Source organism: Kitasatospora nipponensis (assembly GCF_039528135.1).
Taxonomy (GTDB): domain Bacteria; phylum Actinomycetota; class Actinomycetes; order Streptomycetales; family Streptomycetaceae; genus Kitasatospora; species Kitasatospora nipponensis.
Window position 1 is genome coordinate 1 of the sequence record NZ_BAAALF010000064.1, and the last position, 23683, is coordinate 23683.

Consider the following 23683-nt stretch of genomic DNA (forward strand, 5'->3'; position numbering starts at 1 on the left):
GGGGGGGGGCGCCGGATCCGGCGGCAGCGGAGGGCGCGGATCCCGCCGGGGAGGCGGGGCGGGTGCCCGGCGCGGCGGGGCCCGAGGCGGGGCCGGCCGGCGCCGAGGGAGCCGGCAGGGCGGCGGTCGCGGCCGCCGGACCGGTGCTCGCCAGGGCGGCCGAGCCGGTGCGCGGGGGAACGGACGAGGAGCAGGCAGTGGCGGCGGTCAGCAGGGTGACGAGGCCGACCAGCAGGCGGGTGGGAGCCGGCACGGTCGCTCTCCTTCCCGGGCAGCGGCGGCGGACGGGCGGACGGGCTTCGGGACGTGCTCCGGGGCGGGCGCGGTTTCCCGGCGCCGTCCCATCATCCCCGGCGGGGCTCAGTTGTGCGGGCCCAGGATCGAACCGTGTCGGCTGGCGACCTCCTCGACGGTGGCCGTCCAGGAGACCCGCACGACCGCGTCCGCGGGCACCGAGCAGACCGTGACGCTGCCGGCGCCCGCGGAGCCGGTCACCTCCAGGTGCACCCAGCCGCCGGTCAGCCGCACCTTCGCCGCGGTCACCCGGTCGACCGGCGATCCGCCCCGGGTGAGGGCCATCGGTCGGCGGAACTCCACTTCGGCCCTGCTCCAGCCTTCGAGAACGCTCATGCCCCGATCGTGCGCCACCGCCCGCGTCACCGCTCGGCTGACCGGCTGTCAGGGTGAGCGGCGGGCCCCGGTGCGCCCGGAGGAAATGGTGCGGACACCGGTGGGGGCGGCTGGCAGGATCGGATCTCGACCTGCGGCCGCGCAGGGGCGGCAGGCTCTCCGGGAGGTTCGTATGAAGAAGGATGCGGTACTGCAGACCGAGCGGCTGGCGATACGGCTCTGGGCTGCGGACGACCGGGCGCGGGCGTTCGACCTGTACCGGCGCTGGGAGGTGGCCCGCTGGCTGGGGGCCACCCCCCGGGCGATGGAGGACGAGCAGGAGGCCGACGCGCTGATCGAGCGGTTCCGCGGCCGCTCGGCCGACCCGCGGTTCGGCTGCTGGGCGGTCGAGCGCCTCGACACCGGCGTGATCGCCGGGACGCTCCTGCTGGTGCCGATCCCGGACGGCGCGGGGGAGGTCGAGGTCGGCTGGCACTTCCACCCCGACAGCTGGGGCCACGGCTTCGCCACCGAGGCGGCCGGCGCGATGGTGGCCAGGGGGTTCGAGCAGGGGCTGAGCGAGATCCACGCGCTGGTCCGGCCGGGCAACGACCCCTCGATGGCGGTCTGCCGCCGCCTGGGGATGGAGCCGCTGGGCCGCACCGACCGGTGGTACGGGAGCGAACTGGAGGCGTTCCTGCTGCGCCGCCCGTCCTGACGCGATATCGGCCGTCACTTTCCCTGATGTTCGCCCCGGGACAGTTCGATGACCGTCAAGTGGCGGGCCGAATAACAGTCCTGGCGGGGAGTCCGGAAAAGGGCCGGATTCGGCCGGAAGCCCGTGCCGCGGCCGAATCCGACCCCGGCGAAACTGTGATCTAGATCGCATTCGCCTGGCATCCCCGCTGGTAGTCGAGTTGACGCGTCCTCAGCTGGGTCTACGCGCGCTACGCTGGGGGAGATCGTCCACGCCACCCGTGGACGATCTCCTCCTTTCGGCTGCAGGCCACCGGTCCACCCCCATTCCGGCGGCGCTGCGGCACGGCAACCGCCCTACGCGGATTCCGCATGCGGCCCACCCCACCCGGGCCTCCGCATTCGATCGGGAGGACAGTCCGCGCGATGTGCGACGTCGATCCGTCGGCGCATCGCGCATGCCGGGGAGGTATTTTTGACCCACCAGTTCACTGCCGTTCAACCGAGCGACATCAACGGGCTGTTGACGCTCTATCGGCAGGTCTACGGGAGCAGCTACGCGCTGCCGATCGGGACCGATCCGGAGGTGATGGCGCGCGAGATGGCCTCGCCCCGCACCACCTGGCTGGCCGCCCGGGAGGCGCAGAGCGGACGGATCGTCGGTTCCATCATCGGGACGATCGACCCGCAGGAGCGGCTGGGGAAGCTGCAGGGGCTGGTCATCCACCCCGACGCGCGGGGCAGCGGACTGGCCCACCAGGCGGTGCGCCGGCTCAGTGACCTGCTGCTCGAGGGGGAGCAGGGCGCCGACTCCGTCTACGCCACCGCGCGCACCAACTCCACCGCGCCGCAGCGGGTCTGTCTGAGCGCCGGGTTCCGCGCGCTGGGCATCTTCCCGAACCTGCGCAAGGCCGAGCGGCACGAGACGATGGTGCTGCTGGCCAAGCACCGCGCGGGCGTGCTGGAGCGCAGGCTGCCGGTCGAGCGGGTGCCCGCCGGGTTGGGGGACCTGGTGCGCGCCCTGCACGAGGCGGTCGCCCTGCCCGAGCAGCCGCTGCCCGAACTCGTCGACGAGCCGTTGCCCGCCCGCCGCGGAGCCGGCCGGCCCGGTGGCGCGGCGATGGAGCTGGTGGACGCGCCGCAGTTCGTGCTGCGCCGGATGTCCGAGCAACTGCCCGACCCCGAGCAGCGCTTCTACCCCTTCCACGCGCCCAACGTGCTGCTCGCCACGGCGGACGGCGCGCACGAGGTCTACGCCCAGCTGAACCGCTCGGACGGCTACTGCGCGCTGATCGGCGCCGCCCCGGGCCTGGCCGCGCTCGGCGAGGGCTTCGAGACGCTGATCAACCGGCTGGCCGAGGACGGCGCCCTGCACATCGAGGCGCTGCTGCCGCTGGACGGCTACGAGGACCTGCGCCTGCTGCTCGCCCACGGCTTCCTGCCGGCGGCGGCCTACCCCGCGATGCGCCGTCAGGGCGAGGGGTGGCGCGACTACGTGGTGATGGCCCGCAGCCTGCAGCCGCTCGACTTCCGCGGGCTGTCCATCGACGCGGCCTTCCAGCCGTTCACCGAGCAGTACATCGAGCTGTGGAAGCAGCAGTACCTCAACACGCACGGGGTGTTCCAGTGAGCCAGTACCTGAACCCGGTCCAGGTCCCCGACCCGGCCGCGCTCGCGCACGTCCAGCAGCTGTGCGACATCGCCGAGCCCTACGCGGTGGGGCCCGAGCTCGACCGGCTCTTCGTCGAGGCGATGAACGAGTCCAACGCCTGGCACGTGGCGCGCTCGCCCTTCTTCGCCAAGCTCTGGGGCGCGAGCGAGGCGGCCGGGCGCCCGCTGGAGTCCATCGCCGACCTGGAGCGACTGCCCTACCTGCACGCCAACTTCTTCAAGGCGCACGAGGTGGTCTCGATATCCGGGCCGGAGGTCGCCCTGCACGTGACCTCCTCGGGCACCACCGGCCAGAAGTCCCAGATGTCCTTCGACCACTGGACGCTGCGCAACGGGCAGCGGATGGTCGCCCGGGTCTTCGACTCCTACGGCTGGCTGGGGGAGTCCGAGCCGGTCAACTACCTGCTCTCCAACTACCAGCCACGGCCCGGCCTGAACCTGGGCACCTCGTTCACCGACGAGTACCTGTGCGACTTCGCGCCGGTCCGCTCGGTCGAGTACGCGCTGAAGCACACCGGCAGCGGCCACGAGTTCGACCCGTTCGGCTGCGTGCGCGCGCTGCTGCGCTTCGCCGAGGAGGGCGCGCCGGTGCGCATCCTGGGCTTCCCCGCCTTCCTCTCCTTCACCCTGGACCGGATGCGCGAACTGGGCCTGCCGCCCGTCACGTTGAACCCCCGCTCGCTGGTCGCCTTCGGCGGCGGCTGGAAGGGCCACGCGGACCGCGAGGTCGGCAAGCCGGAGCTGTACCAGCGGATCCACGAGCAACTCGGCATCCCCGACGAGCGGATCCGCGACGGCTACGGCGCGGTCGAGCACTCGGTGCTCTACATGGAGTGCGCCCACCACCGGCTGCACGTGCCGACCTGGTCGCGGATGCTGGTGCGCGACGTGCGCACGCTGCGGCCGCTGCCCCACGGCGAGCGCGGCTACGCCCAGTTCGTCTCGCCCTACATCACCTCCGCGCCGGCCCAGTCGGTGCTGATGGGCGACCTGGTCTCGCAGCACTCCCCCGAGGAGTGCGGCTGCGGCCTGCCCACACCCTGGTTCGCCGTCCACGGGCGGGCCGGGCTCAGCCGCAACCGCAGCTGCGCCGTCGCCGCCGCCGAACTGCTCAAGGGGACCTCGTGAACGCCGACCCGACCACCACCGAGCCCGACCTCCCGCACTACTGGCAGGGCGAGTTCGTCGACGACGCGGAGGCCGGGCGCCGGCTGGACGCGCTGGACGAGCACGTCCGCGCGGTGCTCACCGGGCCGCGGCTGAACCCGCTGACCGTGCTGGCCGCCTGCGACCTGCTGGCCGCCGCCCTGGGCGACCCCGGCAGCCCCCAGTGGCTGCTGCTGGCCGCGGAGTTGAAGGCCGCCGAGGTCCCCGCGGCGGAGGCCGTGCGGACCCTGGAGGACCTCGCCGAGGCACTGGGGCGCGAGGCGCTGGAGAGCAAGCTGATGCGCGAGTTCGGTGGCATCGACCCGGGCCGTCTGGCCCGCTTCGACTTCCGCCGGGAGATCTTCGAGGGCTGGCTGCCGGTCGGCCTGCTGGTGCACGTCACCCCGGGCAACGCGCCCGCCGCCGGCGCGATGAGCGTGATCGAGGGCCTGCTCGCCGGGAACGTCAACGCGGCCAAGACCAGCGGCGGGGCACGCTTCACCCAGCTGCTGCTCGCCGAGCTCGGCGCGCTCGACCCCACCGGCGCGATCGCCGCGCGCACCATCGTGCTGGCCTTCTCCTCCATCCGCACCGCGTGGCTGGCGAAGCTGTGCGCCGCCGCGGACGCGGTGGCCGCCTGGGGCGGCGAGGAGGCGCTGGCGGGGGTGGCCGCGCTGACGCCGGCCGGCTGCCGCCTGATCGACTGGGGCCCCAAGCTCTCCTTCGCCTACCTGACCGAGGACGCCTGGGAGCGGCCCGAGGTGCTGCGCGGCATCGCCGAGGACATCTGCCGCCTGGAGCAGCAGGCCTGCTCGAGCCCGCAGGTGGTCTACCTGGACACCGAGGACCCCGAGCAGGTCTTCGCGTTCGCCGCCCGCTTCGCCCCGGTGCTGGCCGCGATGGTCGACGAACTGGAGGTGCGCGAGCCGGAGTTGCTGGAGAGCGCGGAGATCAGCAACACCGTGCTGGTGGCCGGCCACGAGGAGCACCTGGGCCTGACCCGGGTGCACGCGGCCCCCGACGGCAGCTGGCACGTACTGGCGGACCTGCGCAGCGCGCTGCGGGCCTCCCCGCTGCACCGCACGGTCTGGGTCAAGCCGCTGGCCCGCCGGCGGGTCGTCGAGGTGCTGCGCCCGATGCGCCGCTACCTGCAGACCGTGGGCATCGGCGCCGAGCGGGCCGACACCGCCGAGCTGGCGGCGCTGGTGCTCACCGCCGGCGCGCTGCGGGTGACCGTCCCCGGCGGGATGCTCGGCAGCTACGACGGCGAGCCGCACGACGGCGTGTACGCGCTGCAGCGCTACAGCCGCCGGGTCGACGTCCAGCTGGACGGCCGGTTCGCGACCGACGCCTGCCTCGACGACCTGGTGGGGGCACGCGAGTTGGCGCCGCCGGCGGTGGCGGTGACCGGCAAGGGCGAGTTCGAGCAGCTGCAGGGCGACCTGGCGCGGGCGGAGGTGTTCTTCCGCAGCGGCGGCAGCTCCGGCGCGCCCAAGCTCTCCGCCTTCACCTGGGACGACTACCACGAGCACATGCGCTCGGGCGCCGAGGGCCTGCTGGCGGCCGGCTTCGAGCCGCGCACCGACCGGGCGATGAACCTCTTCTTCGGCGGGCTGCTGTACGGCGGGTTCCTCAGCTTCTTCTCGGTGCTGGAGAACCTCCAGGCGGTGCAGTTCCCGATGGCGGCCCAGGACGACCACGCGCTGGTTGCCCGTTCCATCGTCGACCACCGGGTGGACACCCTCTTCGGCATGCCGACCTACCTGCTGCGGGTCTTCACCGAGGGCGCCGAGGAGCTGCGCGCCTACCGCGGCGTGCGCAAGGTCTTCTTCGGCGGCGAGCACTTCCCCGAGCGCCAGCAGGCCTGGCTGCGCGAGGAGTTCGGCGTCGAGGTGATCCGCTCGGCCGCCTACGGCAGCGCGGACGCCGGTCCGCTCGGCTACCAGTGCGACCACGCGCCGGCCCGGGTGCACCACCTGTTCAGCGGCCTGCAGACGCTGGAGATCCTGGACCCGGAGCAGGACCGCCCGGCCGCGGTGGGCGAGCCCGGCCGGCTGGTCTTCACCGCGCACACGCGGCGCGGCCAGCGGCTGGACCGCTACGAGATCGGCGACCTCGGGCGCTGGGTGGAGGGCACCTGCGGCTGCGGGCGGCGCACCCCGCGCTTCGAGCTGCTGGGGCGGTTCGGCGACATCTTCCGCAGCGGCAGCTACTTCCTCAACTACCGGCGGTTCGCGGCGGTGGCGCAGGAGGCCCTGGAGCACCGGGGCGCGCTGCAACTGCTGCTGGCGGAGGACGAGGGCGGGGAGTCGCTGACGGTCCGGCTGGAGGCGGGTGCGGGCCTGGCCGCCGACGCGGACCACGCGGCGGTCGCCCGGGCGTTCCTGGCCGACTACCCGGACCTGGCCGCGGCCGTCGAGCACGACCGGCTGGTCGAGCTGCGCATCGAGCTGGTGGACGCCGACGGCTTCGAGCGCACGGCGGCCAGCGGCAAGCTGCGCGAGGTGGTGGACCTGCGCGAGCGCAACCACTGAGTGATCCCGGATCCCCGGGCGGCCCGCCCGGGGATCCGCGGTGCTCCTTCCCAGCGAAGCACGCGGTGCGTTCGCGTGCCGCCGAGCGGGTCGCCCCGGTCCCTCGTGACGGGCGCCGTATGTTCGTCCTCCCGCCCGCCCGCCCTCCGGCGAAGGAAGAGGACCAGGATGACAACCGACAGACCCCTGCAGCTCGGCATGGTCGGGCTCGGCCGGATGGGGGCGAACCTGACGCGCCGGCTGATGCGCGACGGCCACCGGTGCGTGGTCAACGACATCGCCCCCGCCGCCGTCGCGACGCTGGTTTCCGAGGGCGCCACCGGGGCCGCCTCGCTGGCCGAACTGGTCGGCGCGCTGGAGCGGCCGCGGGCGGTGTGGCTGATGCTGCCGGCCGCGATCGTGCAGTCCACCCTGGACCGGCTCGCCGAGTTGCTCGACGAGGGCGACACGGTGATCGACGGCGGCAACTCCTACTACCGCGACGACATCACCCGGGCCCAGCGGCTGGCCCCGCGCGGCATCCACTACGTCGACTGCGGCACCTCGGGCGGCGTCTGGGGCCTGGAGCGCGGCTACTGCCTGATGATCGGCGGCCCCGAGGAGGCGGTGCGGCGGCTGGACCCGATCTTCCGCACGATCGCGCCGGGCCCCGGCTACGCCGAGCCCACCCCCGGCCGCACCCGTACCGGCGGCACCGCCCCCGAGGGCTACCTGCACTGCGGGCCCAGCGGCGCGGGACACTTCGTCAAGATGGTCCACAACGGCGTCGAGTACGGGATGATGGCGGCCATCGCCGAGGGTCTGAGCATCATCGCGCACGCCGGCGTCGGCAAGGGCGAACAGAGCGTGGACGCCGAGACCACGCCGCTGCGCGACCCGCAGGCCTACCAGTACGACATCGACGTGGCGGAGGTCGCCGAGGTCTGGCGGCGCGGCTCGGTGGTCGGCTCCTGGCTGGTCGACCTGACCGCCGACGCGCTCGCCCGCTCGCCGCGACTGGACGACTTCGCCGGGCGCGTCTCGGATTCCGGCGAGGGGCGCTGGACGGTGCTGGCCGCCGTCGACGAGGGCGTACCGGCGCCGGTGATCACCGCCGCCCTGCAGGAGCGTTTCGCCTCCCGCGGGCAGGGCGAGTTCACCGGCAAGCTGCTCTCCGCGATGCGCGGGGAGTTCGGCGGGCACGTGGAGAAGGGCCGGTCATGACGCAGCCGCATCCCGAGCACGCCGCGCAGCGGCCCGAGGACCACGTCATCGTGCTGTTCGGCGCGACCGGCGACCTCGCCCGGCGCAAGCTGCTGCCCGGTCTCTTCCACCTCGCCAAGGCGGGCCTGCTGCCGGCGCAGTACCGGATCGTCGGCTCGGCTCCGGCGCGGTTCGCCCTCACCGACGAGGAGTTCCGCAGCCACGCCGAGCAGGCCGTGCGCTCGTTCGGGCGCGCCGAGCCGTCCGGCGAGAGCTGGCAGGAGTTCGCCCGGCGGCTGAGCTTCGGCGCGGCCGACCTCGGGGACGCCCAGCCGCTGCTGGACGCGGTCCGGGCGGCCGAGCGGGCGATCGGCGCCGGGGCGCGGCGGATCTGCCACCTGGCGGTGCCGCCCGACGCCTTCGCCGAGGTCATCACGATGCTCGGTGACCTCGGCCTGGCCGAGGGTACCCGGGTGATCGTCGAGAAGCCCTTCGGCACCGACCTGGCCTCGGCCCGCGCGCTCAACGCGACCGTGCACACCGTCTTCGACGAGTCGCAGGTCTTCCGGATCGACCACTTCCTGGGCAAGGAGTCGGTCGACAACATCCTCGCGCTGCGCTTCGCCAACGGCCTCTTCGAGCCGATCTGGAACCGCGACCACATCAGCCACGTGCAGATCGACGTGCCCGAGTCGATCGGGATCGAGGGCCGGGCCGGCTTCTTCGAGGAGACCGGCACCTACCGGGACATGATCGTCACCCACCTCTTCCAGGTGCTCGGCATCGTGGCGATGGAGGCGCCGACCTCGCTGAGCGCGGGGCCGCTGCGCGCCGAGCGGGACAAGGTCTTCGACTCGCTGCGGCCGGTCGACCCCGCCCACGTGGTGCGCGGGCAGTACGAGGGCTACCGCGGCGAGCCGGGCGTCGACCCGGACTCGCAGACCGAGACCTTCGTGGCGCTGCGCGCCGAGGTGGAGAACTGGCGCTGGGCCGGTGTCCCGTTCTACCTGCGCTCGGGCAAGTCGATGGCGCAGCGCCGGCAGACCGTCTCGCTGCACTTCCACCAGCCGCCGCTGCGGATGTTCCCCGAACTGGCCGGCGCCGACGGCCACGAGCAGCGGGGCAACAGCCTGGTCATCGACTTCGACGACCCCGGCTGGGTCACCGCGCGGTTCCTGGCCAAGCGGCCCGGGCCGGCGATGCGGCTCGCCGAGGAGGGGATGACCTTCCGCTACGCCGACTCCTTCGAGCAGCAGACCGGGCTGGAGGCCTACGAGCGGCTGCTGCTGGACGCCATGCTGGGTGACCAGTCGCCCTTCACCCCCGCCGCCGCCATCGAACGCCTCTGGGAGGTCTCGGCCGACCTGCTGGCCGCCCCGCCGCCGGTCCAGCCCTACGCCCCCGGCAGTTGGGGACCGGCGGCCGTCGAGGAGCTCGTGGCCCCGCACCACTGGGAACTGCCGGACGGACGGCCCGGGTACTGAGCGAGCTCCGTGCGGCCCGGGCCGGTGACCGACGCGCCGGGCCGGGCGCGCCGGTCACCGGTTCAGGGGGAGCCGACGACCGGCGCGTCGGGGCTCGGCGGCGCGACCACGGAGCCGGTCAGCGGACTGGCGGCCAGCCTGACCACGCCGGTCACGATCAGCGCGACGCCGAGGATCTCCGGCACCAGCCACCAGCCCAGCCGGATCCGCTCCCCGAAGAGGGTCACGCCCAGCGCCAGGCTCACCGAGGCGTCCCCGAGGGTGAGGGCGGGCTGGGAGGCGACCAGCGGACCCGAGTGCAGGGCGTTCTGCAGCAGGAAGAGCGCCCCCACGCCGACCGCGGCGAAGCCGTAGGTCTGCCAGGCGGTGAAGAAGGCGGCGGCCCCGCCCTGCGAACCCGCGTGCGCCGCGTCCTTCAGCAGCGCGGCCGTCAACGCGTAGCCGACCGCCACCGCCGTGCCCACCGCCGCGGCGCGCACCGGCCCGTTCGGGCGGCGCAGCGCGGCGCCGACCAGCAGCGCGACGGCACCACCGCAGGCCAGCACGGCCGGGATCCACAGCGCGAGCGGGGGCACGCTGGTCCCCGGGGTCGGCGAGGCCGCCGCCAGGGCCGTCCCCAGGCCCACCACGACCAGGGCCACCGCGGACCAGATCCGCGCGCCGAGCCGCCGGCCCAGGATCAGGCCGGCGGCGAGCAGCGCGAACGGCAGCTCCAGGATGAAGATCGGCTGGACCACCGAGATCGGGCCGGTGGCGAGCGCGAGCGCCTGGCAGGCGGCCGCGCAGAGCACGGCGGCGAACCCGGCCAGCCAGACGGGCCGGTGCAGCAGGTCGATCATCAGGCGCAGCCGGAAGCCCTCCGAGGCCGGGACGGTGAGTGCGGCCCGGCGCTGGAGCGCGACGGCCAGCGCGTTGCTGGCCGCGGCCAGCACGGCGAAGACGACCGACAGCAACGCTGCCACGGCACGGGGTCCTTGGGGGGTCGGGGCCTTGGGCCTTGGGGGCGGGGACAGTGGCGGGGACGGTGGGGGTGGCGGGTCAGACCTGCTCGGTCGGGCGCACCAGGAGCTCGTTGATCGCCACGTGCCGGGCGCGGGTGACGATGTAGGCGACCGCGTCGGCCACGTCGCCGGCCTGCAGACGCTCGATCGTGGCGAACTGCTGCTCCAGCACGGCGCGCACCTCGGGGCGGTTGTGCTCGCGCAGCTCGGTCTCCACGCTGCCCGGCTCGACGACGCCGACCCGCACGAACCGGCCGGCGAGCTCCTGGCGCAGCGCCTCGGAGAACGCGCCCACACCGAACTTCGAGGCGCAGTAGGCGCTGCTCATCGCGAAGGCGACCCGGCCGGCCACCGAGCTGATGTTCACCACGTCGGCGACCCGGCGGGGTCCGTCGGCGGCCGCGCGCGCCAGGTGCGGGAGCGCGGCGTGGGTGGTGTACATCAGGCCGAGCAGGTTGACGTCCACCATCGTGCGCCACTCCTCGACGGGGGTGGCCGCGGCCGGGCCCAGGAGCATCAGGCCCGCGTTGTTGACCAGGGTGTCCAGCCGGCCCAGTTCGGCCACCGTCCGCTCGACGGCCGCCCGGGCCTGGTCCTGCCCGGCGATGTCGGCGGCGATGGTGAGCACGGTGCCGCCGGCCGCGCGGTTCGGACCGGCCAGGTCCTCCAGCCGATCGACCCGCCGCGCCGCCACCGCGACGGCGGCCCCCTCGGCGGCCAGCGCGAGGGCGGTCGCCTCGCCGATGCCGCTGGAGGCCCCGGTGACCAGGGCCACGGTGCCGTGCAGGGTCTTCGTCATCTCGTCCTCCGGGGGCCGGGAGCCAGGTCGGGGTGCTCGCCCCCGACCTTAGGGGCAGCGGGGGTCGATGTCCGGGGAAGACGCGGGCCGGTGGGCACAACCGGTGGGCGGCGTCGGCCGGGTGAGTGAGCGTCGGCCGGGCGGGTGAGGACGGGCGGCGGCGCGGGGCGCCGGGCGCGCTGGGCACGCGCGGTGGCGCTAGCCTTCCGCAGGGCGCTCGCCCGTCCCCCTCGCTCTCCGCGGCTGGCGGTTCTCCATGAGGCTCAGGGTTCATCGCACCGGCGCCGTGCTGACCCCGAACCTGTTCGCCGTCGCCTTCGGGGTGGCCGGGCTGGCGGGCTGCTGGCGCCTCGCCGGCGGGCTGCGGCTGGTCCCGGGCACGGTCGCCGACGCGCTGTTCGTGCTGGCCGGCGCGGTCTGGCTGGTGCTGGCCGTCGGCTATCCGCGCCAGGTCGCCCGGCGGCCGGGCGGCTGGCGGGCCGAGCTGCGCCACCCCGTGCTCGGTCCGTTCCTCTCGCTGGCGCCGATCACCGGCCTGCTGGTCACCGCGGGGCTGCGCCCGTACGCCCCGCGGGCGGCGCCCTGGCTGTTCGCGCTCTTCGCGGTGGTCACCCTGCTGCTGGGCGCCTCGCTGACCGGGCAGTGGATCGTCGACCGGCTGGAGGTGGACACCTTCCACCCCGGCTACTTCCTGCCCACGGTGGCCGGCGGCCTGCTGGTCGCCCAGGGCGCGGCGGAGCTGGGGCACCCGGGGGCGGCCCGCGCCGCGTTCGGGATCGGGCTGGTCGGCTGGGCGCTGCTGGGCTCGCCGATCCTGGCCCGGATGTTCTTCCGCCCGGCCCTGCCGGCCGTCCTGCTGCCGGTCCTGGCGATCGAGGCCGCGCCGCCGGCGGTGGCGGCCAACGCCTACCTGGCCGTCACCGGTGGGCGGGTGAACACGCTGACCTGGGTGCTGTGGGGCTACACCGCGCTGATGGCGCTGGTCCAGGTCCGGCTCGTCGGGCTCTACCGGCGCGCGCCGTTCGGACCGGCCTGGTGGTCGTTCACCTTCCCCTACGCGGCGGTGGCCACCGCGGGCCTGCACTGGCTCGACAGCTCGCGGCCGGCGGGGTACCGGGCGTGGGGCGGCCTGCTGCTCGCCGCGATCACCGTGCTGGTCGGCGCGATCGCGGTGTGGACGGTGGCGGGGCTGGCCCGGGGCGGCTTCCTGGCCACCGAAGCGCCGCCGGCACCGCCCACCGCGCCGCCTCATGGCGGTCCGCCGGCCGGGCCGCCGTCCTGAGCGCGCCCGCCGTGCGGGGCGGCGGCGGCCGGCCCGGCGGCGTGCGGTGGGGGCCGCGACGATACTGAAGAGGCGGACGGCCACCGGCCGGCGCGGTCCGGACCGGCGCGGTCCGCACCGGTGCCACCGGGTCGGTGCGGGTGCACGTGGTGCCCCGGCCGCCGCGGCGAGGCAGGAGGCGGCCCACCGTGCCTGGACGGATAGAGGACTACGCGATCATCGGCGACCTGCGGACCGCCGCCCTGGTGGGCCGCGACGGGTCGATCGACTGGCTCTGCTGCCCGCGCTTCGACTCGCACGCGGTCCTGGCCGCCCTGCTCGGCACCGACCAGAACGGCCACTGGCGGATCGCCCCGCCCGGCGCTGGTTCCTGCACCCGGCGTTCGTACCTCCAGGACACCCTGGTCCTGGAGAGCGTCTGGGAGGAACCGGCGGGCTCGGTACGGCTGTTGGACTTCATGCCGCTCTCGGGCGAGGGTCGCGGACCGTGCGTGGTGCGGATCGCCGAGTGCCTGCGCGGGAGTGTCCGGCTGCGCAGCGAGTTACGACTGCGCTTCGGCTACGGCCAGTTCGTCCCCTGGGTGCGCAGTGTGGGCGACGCGCACGTCGCCGTCGCCGGTCCCGACGCGGTGTGGCTGTACTCCGACGTCGAGCAGCACGGCGAGCACCTCGCCACCACGTCCGAGAGCGAGCTGCACCAGGGCGACCGGCTGGCCTTCGTGCTCAGCTGGCAGCCCTCCTTCCAGGGCGAACCGCCGCGCACCGACGCCGAGTCGAGCCTGCGGCAGACCGAGCGGACCTGGCGGGAGTGGACCGCCACCTGCAGCTACCAGGGCCGCTGGCGCGAGGCCGTCATCCGCTCACTCATCACCCTCAAGGCGCTCACCTACGCCCCGACCGGCGGCATCGTCCCCCCCGCCACCACCTCGCTGCCGGAGGCGGTCGGCGGCTCCCGCAACTGGGACTACCGGTTCTGCTGGCTGCGCGACGCCACCCTGACCCTCTCCTCGCTGCTGCGCACCGGCTTCGTCGACGAGGCCGCCGCCTGGCGCCGGTGGCTGGAGCGGTCGGTGGCCGGCAGTCCGCAGGACCTGCAGATCATGTACGGCGTCGCCGGCGAGCGCTGGCTGCCGGAGAGCGAGCTGACCTGGCTGCCCGGCTACCTGGGATCGCGCCCGGTGCGCAGTGGCAACGCCGCCGCGGGCCAGTTCCAACTCGACGTCTACGGGGAGGTGCTGGACGCGCTGTACCTGGCGCGCAACTCCGGCCTGGCGCCGCTGCACCACGTGTGGGACATCGAGTGCGCGGTGGTGGACTTCGTGGAGCGGTCCTGGCGGCAGCCGGACGACGGCCTGTGGGAGATCCGCGGGGAGCGCCGCCCGTTCGTGCACTCCAAGGTGATGGCCTGGGTCGCCTTCGACCGGGCGATCCGCACGGCCGAGCAGTTCGGGCTGGCCGGCCCCGTCGAGCGGTGGCGGGCGGTCCGCGAGGAGATCCACCGCGAGGTGTGCGAACGCGGCTTCGACGCGGTGCGCAACACCTTCACGCAGTCGTACGGCTCGGCGGAGCTGGACGCCGCGCTGCTGCTGATCCCCAGGACCGGGTTCCTGCCGGCCTACGACGACCGGGTGCGGGGCACGGTGGACGCGGTGGCCGCGGAGCTGGACCACGGCGGGTTCCTGCGGCGCTACAGCACCGGGGACGATCCGGGCACCAGCGTGGACGGCCTGACCGGGACCGAGGGGTCCTTCCTGGCCTGCTCGTTCTGGCTGGCCGACGCGCTGGCCGCCACCGGTCGCCGCCGCGAGGCCGAGGAGCTGTTCGAACGCCTGCTGGGGATCCGCAACGACGTGGGCCTGCTGGCCGAGGAGTACGACGTGGTCGGCCACCGGCAGGTCGGCAACTTCCCCCAGGCGTTCAGCCACGTCGGCCTGCTCGACACCGCGCTACGGCTGACCGGTCACCCGCACCGCCCACCGGTGCACGGGACCTGACGGTGAGCCGCGCGCGAGCTCCCGGTCCCGGCCGGGCCGGAGCGGCCGGGCTGTCGGTCCCGCTGGTCGTGCTGGCGTGGCTCACCCAGTTCCTGGTGGGGACCGACCTGTTCGTGGTGGCGCCGCTGCTGCCGGACATCGCCCGGTCGCTGCACGTCTCCGCCAGCAGTACCGGCCTGCTGATCACGGCCTTCTCCATCGCGTACGTGGTGGCCTCGCCCTTCGCCGGCTGGCTCGCCGACCACCGGGACCGGGCCACCATCCTGGTGTGGGCCCTGGTGCTCTTCTCGGTGGCCAACGTCGCCACCGCCGTGGCGCCGAACTTCGCGCTGCTGCTGCTGACCCGCGTGGTGGCGGGCGTCGCGGCCGCCGCGACGGGTCCCACCGTGTACGCGCTGGTCAGTACCCGGGCGCGGCCGCAGGCCCGGGCCCAGGTGCTGGCCGTCGTCGGGTCCGGCCTGCTGACCGCGCTGTGGGTGGGCGCTCCCGCGGGCGCCGTGCTGGGCCAGCACCTGGGCTGGCAGGCCGCTTTCCTCATCCTCGCGGCGGGCACGTTCCTGCTGGCCTTCCCGCACGCGGTGGTCTGGCGCTCGCGCGCGGTGGCCCCTGCACCGCCGAGGACGCCCGCGAGGACGCCGGCGCGGGGCAGCCGCACCGCCACCGGCGTGGCGGTGGCGGGCGTGGCGGTCACCACCCTGTGGGCCTTCTCCGTCTACAGCCTCTACACCTTCCTCGGCGTCGCGCTGCACGCGGACGGCAGGGCCTCGGACGTGACCTGGCTGCTCGTGGTCTACGGGGTGGGCGCCGTCATCGGCGGGCAGCTGGGCGGCCGGTTCGCCGACCGGACCGGGGCCGTCCGGGTGACGCGCGCGGCCCTGGCCCTGACGGCCGCCCTGGAGGTCGCCGTGGCGCTGGCCTACCCGGTCACCTGGGCGCTGGCCTGCACGCTGGGGCTCTTCGCCTGCGCCGGGTACGCGTTCTTCCCCGCCCAGCAGCGTCACCTGGTGGACGCCTTCCCCGAGCGGGCGACCGGCATGCTGTCGTGGAACAACAGCGCCCTCTTCGTGGGCCTGTCCGTGGCGGGCGCCGTCGGCGGCCAGATCGTGGACGCCTTCGGCTATCCGGTGCTCCTGTACGTCGCCGCGGCCCTCTGTGTGCCGGCGGTGCTGGTCGCCGGCGGGCGTCCCGCCCGGCTCGGCGCGAATCCAACGGCAGAGGAGGTCCGGTCATGACGCGTGCGCACCGGGTGGGTGAGGATCCCGCGGGCGAGGAGTCCGCGGGCGAGGGCCGGTACGGGGAGAGCCTGTTCGAGCCGGCGGATCCGCGCGAGGCCGGGCGGATCGACGCCGGGGCGCTGGCCTACGACCCGGTCACCCGCAGGCGGCTGCGGGCGCTGGGCGCGGGCCCGGGCCGGCGCTGCCTGGAGGTGGGCGCCGGGACCGGCACGGTGGCGCGCTGGCTGCTGGCGGAGGCGGGCGTCGAGGAGGTCGTCGCCCTGGACCGGGACACCGGCGCCCTGGCCGCCCTCGCGGGCCCGCGGCTGCGGACGGTCACCGCCGACCTCACGGATCCGGACCTGCGCCCGGGCACCTTCGACCTGATCCACGCCAGGTTCGTGCTCATGCACCTGCCCGAGCGGCGCCAGGTCATCTCGCGGCTCGCCGGCTGGCTGAACCCCGGCGGCTGGCTGGTGCTCGCGGACGCCGTGGAGCTGCCCGACGGCCTCGACACCACTTCGGCCTACCGGCGGACCATGGACGCCATGTGGCGGGCGCTGAGGACGACGATCGGCACCGACACCTCCATGGTCCCGGCGTATCCGCACTTCCTGCGGGAGGAGGGCCTGCGCGACGTGGCCGCGGAGCTGTTCGGCCCGCCGATGGCCGCCGGAGCCCCGATCGCCGGCTTCTGGGCGGAGACCTGGAGCCGGATGCGGCCCGCGCTGGAGGAGACCGGGCTGGTGGACGCCGCGGTGATCGACGAGGCCCTGGCGTACCTGGCCTCACCCCGGCTCGCCGAACTCGCCCCGGGCATGGCGATGGCCTGGGGGCAGCGCCCCTGAGGCCGGCGCCCGCCTCGCGCCGAGCGCCCGGCGTCGGGCCCGGCGCGGTCGCGGTGCCGGTCGCGCCGCTGGTCCCGGGGTCGGTCGGAGTGTCGGTCGAGGTATTGGTCGATCCTCCAGTCCACGGGTGGATCACTGGTCTCCACACCAGTCGTCCGCGCAGCTCGTGCGTTGCTTGAATGCGCCGTATCGAGTTGGCGAGGACGGTGGGACAACGTGGATCTGAACACGGTGCTGGAGGTGCGCGACGCCCGTCGTCGCGACACCTGGCAGGACGGCGACGCCTGGCTCGGGGGCGGCACGTACCTGTTCTCCGAGCCGCAGCCGCACATCCGCCGGCTCCTGGACCTGAGCCGGATGGGCTGGGAGCCGCTGCGGGTGACCGCCGCCGGGGACCTGGAGATCGCCGCCACCTGCACCATCGCGCAGCTCTCCCGGCTGCCCACACCCGCCGGGTGGACCGCGACGCCGCTCTTCGAGCAGTGCTGCCGGGCCTTCCTGGCGTCCTGGAAGATCTGGAACATGGCGACGGTCGGCGGCAACCTGTGCAACGGGCTGCCGGCCGGCCCGATGATCTCGCTGACCGCCGCGCTGGACGGCGTCTGCCGGCTGCTGTCGCGCACCGGTGCGGTGCGCGAGGTCCCGGTCGCCGAGTTCGTCGTCGGCGCCGGCGTCAAGGTGCTGCGCCCCGGCGAGCTGCTGCGCTCGATCACCCTGCCGGCCCGGGCGCTGGCCGCCCGCACCGCCTTCCGGCAGGCCTCGCTCTACGGGCTGGGCCGCTCCGGCGCGCTGGTGATCGGCACCCTCGACCCGGTGGACCACTCGCTGACCGTCACCGTCACCGCCTCGACGGTGCGCCCGATCAGGTTCTGGTTCCCACCCGGGCCGGGCGCCCGCGCGGTGCGCCAGGCGATCGAGGAGGGCGTCGAGCCGGACGAGTACTACGACGACATCCATGGACTGCCCGCCTGGCGACGCCACATGACGTTCCGTTTCGCCGAGGAGATCCGCAGAGAACTGACCGAGGAGGCCGCACAGTGAGCTATTCGATCCGTGTCAACGACCAGAGCTTCGACGCCGAGCCGCGGCCCGGGCAGTGCCTGCGCACCTACCTGCGCGACCGCGGCTGGTTCGGCGTGAAGAAGGGCTGCGACGCGGGGGACTGCGGCGCGTGCACCGTGCAGGTCGACGGCGAGCCGGTGCACAGCTGCATCTACCCGGCCGTGCGGGCCGAGGGCCGCTCGGTGACCACGGTCGAGGGGCTGGCCCGGAACGGCGAGCTGCACCCGATGCAGCAGCGCTTCCTGGACGCCCAGGGCTTCCAGTGCGGCTTCTGCACCGCCGGCTTCCTGATGACCACCTCCGCCCTGGACGAGGAGCAACTCACCGACCTGCCGAGGTCGTTGAAGGGAAACCTGTGCCGCTGCACCGGCTACCGGGCGATCGAGGACGCCATCCGCGGCGTGCGGCACACCGAACGGCCGTGCGCGGGACAGGCGGTGGGCCGCAGCCTGGGGGCGCCGGCCGGGCCGCAGGTGGTCACCGGCACCGCCCGCTACACCTTCGACATCGAGGTCGAGGGCCTGCTGCACATGAAGCTGCTTCGTTCCCCGCACCCGCACGCCCGGATCCGCTCCATCGACACCTCGGCCGCCCTGCGGGTGCCCGGGGTGCACGCCGTGCTCACCCACCACGACGCACCGGCGAAGTTGTACTCCTCCGCCCGGCACGAGCACCCCACCGAGGACCCGGACGACACCCGGGTGCTGGACGACGTGGTGCGCTTCGCCGGGCAGCGGGTGGCCGCCGTGGTGGCCGAGAGCGAGGGCGCGGCGGAGGAGGGCTGCCGGCGGATCGTGGTGGAGTACGAGGTGCTGCCGTTCGTCATCGACCCGGAGGAGGCGATGCTGCCGGGCGCGCCGGTGATCCACCCGAAGGGTCCGGAGTCGCGGATCTTCCGCGCGCAGGACAACGTCTGCGGTGAGGTGCACGGGGAACTGGGCAGTGTCGAGCAGGGCTTCGCCGAGGCCGACGTCGTGTACGAGGAGACCTTCCGGACCCAGCGCGTGCAGCACGCCAGCCTGGAGACGCACGGCTGCGTCGTCTCCTTCGAGCGGACCGCCGAGGGCGAGGGCGAGGACGGCGGCGAGGAGCGGATCGTGGTCCGCTCCTCCACCCAGGTGCCGTTCCTGACCCGGCGCGCGCTCTGCGACCTGTACGACCTGCCGATGGAGCGGGTGCGGGTGGTCGCCGGCCGGGTCGGCGGCGGCTTCGGCGGCAAGCAGGAGATGCTCACCGAGGACATCGCGGTGCTCGCCGCGCTGAAGCTGCACCGGCCGGTCAAGCTGGAGTTCACCCGCGCCGAGCAGTTCTACGGCGCCACCACCCGGCACCCGTTCAAGATCACGGTGAAGGTCGGCGCCCGGCGCGACGGCACGCTGACGGCCCTGCAGTTCCGGGTGGTGGCCAACACCGGCGCGTACGGCAACCACGGCCCGGCGGTGATGTTCCACAGCGTGGGCGAGTCGATGGGCGTGTACAGGGCGCCGAACAAGAAGGTCGACGCGTACTCCGTGTACACCAACGGCGTTCCCGCCGGGGCGTTCCGCGGCTACGGGCTGGGCCAGGTGACCTTCGCCCTGGAGTCGGCGATGGACGAACTGGCCCGACGCCTGGACATCGATCCGCTGGTGCTGCGCGAGCGGAACGTGATCGGTCCCGGCGACCACATGGAGGGCCCGTGCGGCGAGGAGGAGGACCTGCACGTCGCCAGCTACGGCCTCGACCAGTGCCTGAACGTGGTGCGCAACGCCCTCGCGGACGACCGCAGCGCCGAACTCGCCCCCGAGGGCTGGCTGGTGGGTCAGGGCTTCGCGATGGCCGCGATCGCCACCGGGCCGCCCGGCGGCCACTTCGCCGACGCCACCGTGAAGCTGCTGGAGGACGGCACCTACGACATCGCGGTCGGCACGGCCGAGTTCGGCAACGGCACCACCACCGTCCACCAGCAGATCACCGCCGGCGCCCTGGGCACCACGGTGGACCGCATCGCCGTCCGCCAGTCCGACACCGACGTCGTCAGGCACGACACCGGAGCCTTCGGATCGGCGGGCACCGTCGTCGCCGGCAAGGCCGTGATGAAGGCCGCCAACGCGCTGGCCGAGCAGATCCTCTCCTTCACCGCCGAACACGCCCGCACCCCCCGCAGCCTGCTGCGGCTGACCGCCGACTCCGTCGAGTGCGAGGGGCGGACGGTGTCCCTCAAGGAGATCTTCGAGGCCGCGCGCGGCCGGGGAGTGGAACTGGCCGCGGACGGCCACTGGGGCGGCTCACCGCGCTCGGTGGCCTTCAACTCGCAGTGGTTCCGCATCGCCGTCGACCCCGACAGCGGCGAGATCAGGATCCTGCGCAGCGTGCACGGCGCCGACGCCGGCAAGGTGATGAACCCGATGCAGTGCCGCGGCCAGGTGGAGGGCGGCGTCGCCCAGGCTCTGGGCGCCACCCTCTTCGAACAGGTGCTGGTCGACGAGGCCGGGCAGGTCACCACCGCCGCCTTCCGCCGCTACCGCCTCCCCGCCTACGCCGACGTCCCGCGCACCGAGGTCCACTTCACCGAGACCTCCGATGCCATCGGCCCGCTGGGCGCCAAGTCGATGAGCGAGAGCCCCTTCAACCCGGTGGGTCCCGCCTTCGCCAACGCCCTGCGCGACGCCACCGGCATCCGCTTCACCGAAGCCCCCTTCCTGCGCGACAAGGTGTGGCAGGCGCTCGAACAGCGGCGGACGGGCGCGGACGGCTCCCGCGGCTGAGCCGGATGCCGGAGCGCGGGGTGCCGGGCGCGGGGTGGTGGCGCCGGGCGGGTGGGTGGCTCGTGACACCCGGTGACGGCGGGTACGGGACTCGGGCGCCCCGATGGGGGAGCATGCCGCCATGGACATCGACTCGCACGAACGCACCCGCCGCGCCCTGCACGCCGTCGCGGAGCTGGTCCTGGCCGGGCCGCAGTTCCGGACCAGCGGCACGATCCGGCTGCGCGCCGCGCTCGGCGGCTTCGCCACCGTGGCCGAGCCGCACGCGCAGGTGGTCGGCGCGGACCTGGTGGCGCACGGCCAGCGGCTCTTCCTGGAGCGCACCACCTGCGCCGAGCTCGCGGCCGCCCTCGGGGTGGCGGCCGGCGCGCCTGCCGGGCTCTACAAGGACGGCTCCGGGGTCGGCCCCGAGGACGTGATCGAGGCCGACCCGCAGGCCGCGCAGGAGATCGCGCAGGCCTTCGCGGTCGGCGACGCCGCGCTGCGGCGGATGTTCCCGGCGGCGGAGCCGGTCATCTGGCCCGAACACTTCGACCTCGGGGTGAGCGTGGACGCGGTGAACTACGGCGTCTCCCCGGGCGACGGCTTCCAGGCCGCGCCGTACGCCTACGTCGGCCCGCACGTCCGCCGGTCGGGGGAGTTCTGGAACGCGCCGTTCGGCGCGGTCGCCACCCTCGGGGAACTCAACGGCGTGGACGGCGTGTTGGCCTTCTTCGAGCAGGGCCGCCGGCTGGCCGCCTGAGCGGCCGGCCGGGCGGTGCGGCGGTGGCCCCGGAATAGCGCGAATCGCCGTCCCGTTGGTCTGGATACCTGCCGGCGGACCGCCGCCGGGGCAGCTGGGGAAGGCCGTGAGGACCATGTCGCCGTTGAACGAACCGTCCCGACCAGGGCCACTGGTGACCGCCTGCGGCCGCCGCATCGAGGTCGGGGCGCTGCGCGTCGACGTCCCCGGGCGGCCGATCGAACGCATCACGCTGAACGTCGGACCGGAACGCGACGGCGCCTCGAACGTCTGGGCGGGGCTGAGCCCCGGCGAGGCGCGGGACCTGGCCCTGCGGCTGCTCGCCCAGGTGGCCTCCGCGGAGCACCGCACCCGGCGCTGAGGGCCGGGCGCCGGGCGCGCGGCCGTACTGCCGAGGGTTCGGCGCGGGGTCACCCCTGCACCGGCGGCTCGGCGAGCACCGCGCGGGCGGCTGCCTGCGGGTCGCCGACCGCGGTGGTCGGGTAGCCGTCGGTGCGGTGCGCCCAGGCGTCGTCGACGGCGAACCAGTCGATCGGCGCCGGGTCCGAACCGTCGGCCAGGGCGGTGTCCAGCGTCGCGAAGTAGGCCGCCCAGCGCGGCGCGTAGAGGTCACGGACCAGGCCCGACCACTCCCGGGCGGCGTAGTCGTGCACCCCGGCCTCACTGGGCGCGCGCCCGGCCCAGGTGGTCAGGATCGCGCGGGCGTCGTACTCCAACTGGTCCCGCTCGGCGGGCGAGGCGCCCCAGGACCGGGCGTCGGCCAGCCACGGGCCCAGCAGGAAGCGGGAGTCGGTGGCGAGCAGCGCGTCCAGCGCGCGCACCCAGGCGTTCCAGCCGGCTACCAGCGCGCGCAAGCGCGGCAGGTCCCGCGCCCGGTAGGCGCCGTCGATCAGCGGCAGCAGCGCGCGGGAGCGGTCGGTGAGCACCTGGCGCGCGAGGTCGACCAGGTCGAAGCGGTACGCGTCGGTGGCCCGCAGCTCGGCGGGGGCCTGCAGCAACTGGCCCAGCGCGGCCCGCACCTGGGCCGGGTCGTCGCGCAGGGCCGGCGGGCTCCAGGTCGCCGAGCTGGTCGCGGTCAGGCTCGGCCGGGCGGTGAAGAGGCTGTCCTGCGGCTCGCTCCAGGTGCCGGACGGCAGGCTGTAGGCGCTGCGGCGCAGCAGCTCCCAGGCCGCGGCGGTGTGCGGGTCGGCGCCGCCGTAGCGCCGGGCGGCGTACCGCGCGAACCAGTCCTGCTGGTCGATCGGCCCCGGCTCCCAGGCGAGTTCGGTGAACAGCTCGAAGGCGGCCGGGTTGCCGCCGGTGCCTTCGGGCAGGTAGGCGAGGCCGGCCAGCCGGCTGCCGGGCCGCTCCAGCCACTGCCGGAACCGGGTAGTCCACACGGCGCTGTTGGCGCCCAGCGCGGTGTGCCCGCCGAAGTTGTCGATCGCGCCGAAGGCGTAGGGGGTGCCGCCCCACTGCCGTTCCCGGTCGAGGCCGTCGTAGCGGTCCGACAGGCCGTCCAGGACGAGCAGCCGGCTGCGGTCCACCCCGGCGAGCAGTGCGGGCGCCGGGTTGTCCTGCCAGCCGAGGATCGCCCAGCCGGCGTCCGGGTGCGCCGTCAGCAGCGCCTCCTGCACGGCGCGGGCGGCGGCGACCACGTCGACGTCGGCCGCGCGGCCGCCCTCGTGCAGCAGGTCCATCTTGTAGAGCGTGCTGTCGCCGAACGCGGCGCGCTGGTAGGCGTAGTAGCGGGCGGCCAGCCGCGCGAAGCCGGGGCCGGTGGGGTCCAGCCAGTCCGGGCGCCGCAAGCCGACCCAGTCGCCCTGCGGCACGGTGCGGGCCGGCGGGTTGCGCTCGGCGAACCCGGGCGGGACGGTGCCGTAGAAGCCCGGCAGCACCGGGGTCATGCCCAGCGCGCGCAGCTGGTCGGCGATCCGGCGCCCGAGCGCGGCGCGCTCCGCCGGCAGGTGCCCCGGGAGCGGACCGCCGAAGCCGCTCATGTTCTGCAGCAGCCACCAGCTCTGGTGCGCCGGGGCCGGGATCCAGGCGCGCAACTCCTCGGGCCGGTAGCCGAACTCCTGCAGTGCCTGGTAGTACGGGTACTCGGCGCCGGTCTGCACGAAGACCTCGTTGACGCCGTGCAGCGCCAGCAGGTCGATCTCGTGCTGGTAGTCGGCGTAGGCGCGGTAGGCGCCCGAGTAACCGGCGTCGGTGTCGTTGAGCGCGTAGCGGTGGGCCACCACGGCCGAACGGGTGACCACGGCCGGCACCCCGGGCAGCACGGCGGGCAGGCGCTCGGTGCTCCGGCCCGGCCAGCCGAGGTCCACCCCGGCCACGTGCCCCAGGTACCAGCCCACGCCGGCCAACAGGGTCGCCGGGCTGCTGCCGCGCACCTCCACCGCGCCCGCGCGCCCGCTCACCGAGAAGGAGTCGGCCGCCGGGCGCGGTGTCGCGACCAGCCGGAACTGCGCGGCGTGCCCCGGCAGCAGCCGGACCAGGGCCGCCGCGGCCGGGGCGGTGTCGAAGGCGGGCTCGGCCCGGGCGTGCGCCGGCAGGATCGGCGCCGCGGCGCAGAGCCCGCCGGCCGCCAGGACGCGCAGCACCGCGGCGCGGGTGGGGGCGGGGATCCTCGGCAGGCACGTCATGGCGACCAGCCTGCCGCGCCCCGCCCGGTGCAGGGGTGTGGCGCGCCG

General features: G+C 74.6%; 19 protein-coding genes. 14 read left to right on the forward strand and 5 right to left on the reverse strand.

The window, feature by feature from the left end; all coding sequences use genetic code 11:
• On the reverse strand, window positions 1-253 hold a 253-nt coding region (locus tag ABD323_RS19015), incomplete at its 3' end, for a hypothetical protein (protein WP_344442898.1).
• A gap of 107 nt (window positions 254-360) precedes the next feature.
• Window positions 361-630 carry a hypothetical protein gene (locus ABD323_RS19020; RefSeq protein ID WP_344442899.1) on the reverse strand — a complete coding sequence of 90 codons (270 nt, stop codon included), beginning with the start codon at window positions 628-630 and terminating at the stop codon, window positions 361-363.
• Between the two features lie 172 nt (window positions 631-802).
• On the opposite strand from ABD323_RS19020, the gene ABD323_RS19025 reads away from it, so the two are divergent.
• The 6 genes from ABD323_RS19025 to zwf all read left to right on the forward strand — a co-directional run bounded on the left by ABD323_RS19025 (window position 803) and on the right by zwf (window position 9322).
• Window positions 803-1327 carry a GNAT family N-acetyltransferase gene (locus ABD323_RS19025; RefSeq protein ID WP_344442900.1) on the forward strand — a complete coding sequence of 175 codons (525 nt, stop codon included), beginning with the start codon at window positions 803-805 and terminating at the stop codon, window positions 1325-1327.
• Between the two features lie 453 nt (window positions 1328-1780).
• Complete coding sequence (locus tag ABD323_RS19030; protein ID WP_344442901.1) at window positions 1781-2935, forward strand: GNAT family N-acetyltransferase; 1155 nt, start codon at window positions 1781-1783, stop codon at window positions 2933-2935.
• A complete protein-coding gene (locus tag ABD323_RS19035) occupies window positions 2932-4104 on the forward strand; it encodes a LuxE/PaaK family acyltransferase (RefSeq protein ID WP_344442902.1) in 1173 nt (390 codons plus the stop codon). Before ABD323_RS19030 ends, ABD323_RS19035 begins: the two co-directional genes overlap by 4 nt.
• Complete coding sequence (locus tag ABD323_RS19040) at window positions 4101-6656, forward strand: acyl-CoA reductase (RefSeq protein WP_344442903.1); 2556 nt, start codon at window positions 4101-4103, stop codon at window positions 6654-6656. The genes ABD323_RS19035 and ABD323_RS19040 overlap by 4 nt, the downstream gene beginning before the upstream one ends.
• Before the next feature lie 168 nt (window positions 6657-6824).
• Window positions 6825-7859, forward strand: coding sequence for a phosphogluconate dehydrogenase (NAD(+)-dependent, decarboxylating) (gene gnd, locus ABD323_RS19045; RefSeq protein WP_425556063.1), 1035 nt, complete (start codon window positions 6825-6827; stop codon window positions 7857-7859).
• The gene (gene zwf, locus ABD323_RS19050) at window positions 7856-9322 is read left to right on the forward strand and encodes a glucose-6-phosphate dehydrogenase (RefSeq protein WP_344442904.1); all 1467 of its coding nucleotides are present in this window, start codon (window positions 7856-7858) and stop codon (window positions 9320-9322) included. The genes gnd and zwf overlap by 4 nt, the downstream gene beginning before the upstream one ends.
• A 62-nt stretch (window positions 9323-9384) precedes the next feature.
• Here the strand turns inward: zwf and ABD323_RS19055 are convergent, their stop codons facing one another.
• Window positions 9385-10284, reverse strand: coding sequence for a DMT family transporter (locus ABD323_RS19055; RefSeq protein ID WP_344442905.1), 900 nt, complete (start codon window positions 10282-10284; stop codon window positions 9385-9387).
• Between the two features lie 76 nt (window positions 10285-10360).
• A complete protein-coding gene (locus ABD323_RS19060; RefSeq protein WP_344442906.1) occupies window positions 10361-11122 on the reverse strand; it encodes an SDR family NAD(P)-dependent oxidoreductase in 762 nt (253 codons plus the stop codon).
• Between the two features lie 256 nt (window positions 11123-11378).
• Between ABD323_RS19060 and ABD323_RS19065 the strand changes: the two genes are divergently transcribed.
• The 8 genes from ABD323_RS19065 to ABD323_RS19100 all read left to right on the forward strand — a co-directional run bounded on the left by ABD323_RS19065 (window position 11379) and on the right by ABD323_RS19100 (window position 21372).
• The gene (locus ABD323_RS19065; protein WP_344442907.1) at window positions 11379-12404 is read left to right on the forward strand and encodes an SLAC1 family transporter; all 1026 of its coding nucleotides are present in this window, start codon (window positions 11379-11381) and stop codon (window positions 12402-12404) included.
• A gap of 188 nt (window positions 12405-12592) precedes the next feature.
• Complete coding sequence (locus ABD323_RS19070; RefSeq protein ID WP_344442908.1) at window positions 12593-14398, forward strand: glycoside hydrolase family 15 protein; 1806 nt, start codon at window positions 12593-12595, stop codon at window positions 14396-14398.
• Between the two features lie 2 nt (window positions 14399-14400).
• Window positions 14401-15630 carry an MFS transporter gene (locus tag ABD323_RS19075; protein WP_344442909.1) on the forward strand — a complete coding sequence of 410 codons (1230 nt, stop codon included), beginning with the start codon at window positions 14401-14403 and terminating at the stop codon, window positions 15628-15630.
• Window positions 15627-16460, forward strand: coding sequence for a class I SAM-dependent methyltransferase (locus ABD323_RS19080; RefSeq protein WP_344442910.1), 834 nt, complete (start codon window positions 15627-15629; stop codon window positions 16458-16460). Before ABD323_RS19075 ends, ABD323_RS19080 begins: the two co-directional genes overlap by 4 nt.
• Before the next feature lie 216 nt (window positions 16461-16676).
• Window positions 16677-17501: an FAD binding domain-containing protein gene (locus ABD323_RS19085; RefSeq protein WP_344442911.1), complete on the forward strand. Its 825-nt coding sequence runs from the start codon at window positions 16677-16679 to the stop codon at window positions 17499-17501.
• Window positions 17498-20269, forward strand: a complete 2772-nt coding sequence (locus tag ABD323_RS19090; RefSeq protein ID WP_344442912.1) for a molybdopterin-dependent oxidoreductase — start codon at window positions 17498-17500, stop codon at window positions 20267-20269. Before ABD323_RS19085 ends, ABD323_RS19090 begins: the two co-directional genes overlap by 4 nt.
• A 121-nt stretch (window positions 20270-20390) precedes the next feature.
• Window positions 20391-21011 carry a hypothetical protein gene (locus tag ABD323_RS19095; RefSeq protein ID WP_344442913.1) on the forward strand — a complete coding sequence of 207 codons (621 nt, stop codon included), beginning with the start codon at window positions 20391-20393 and terminating at the stop codon, window positions 21009-21011.
• Window positions 21012-21135: 124 nt separating this feature from the next.
• A complete protein-coding gene (locus ABD323_RS19100; protein ID WP_344442914.1) occupies window positions 21136-21372 on the forward strand; it encodes a hypothetical protein in 237 nt (78 codons plus the stop codon).
• Between the two features lie 49 nt (window positions 21373-21421).
• On the opposite strand, the gene ABD323_RS19105 is transcribed toward ABD323_RS19100, so the two are convergent.
• Window positions 21422-23635 carry an alpha-N-acetylglucosaminidase gene (locus tag ABD323_RS19105; protein ID WP_344442916.1) on the reverse strand — a complete coding sequence of 738 codons (2214 nt, stop codon included), beginning with the start codon at window positions 23633-23635 and terminating at the stop codon, window positions 21422-21424.
• Window positions 23636-23683 lie beyond the last annotated feature (48 nt).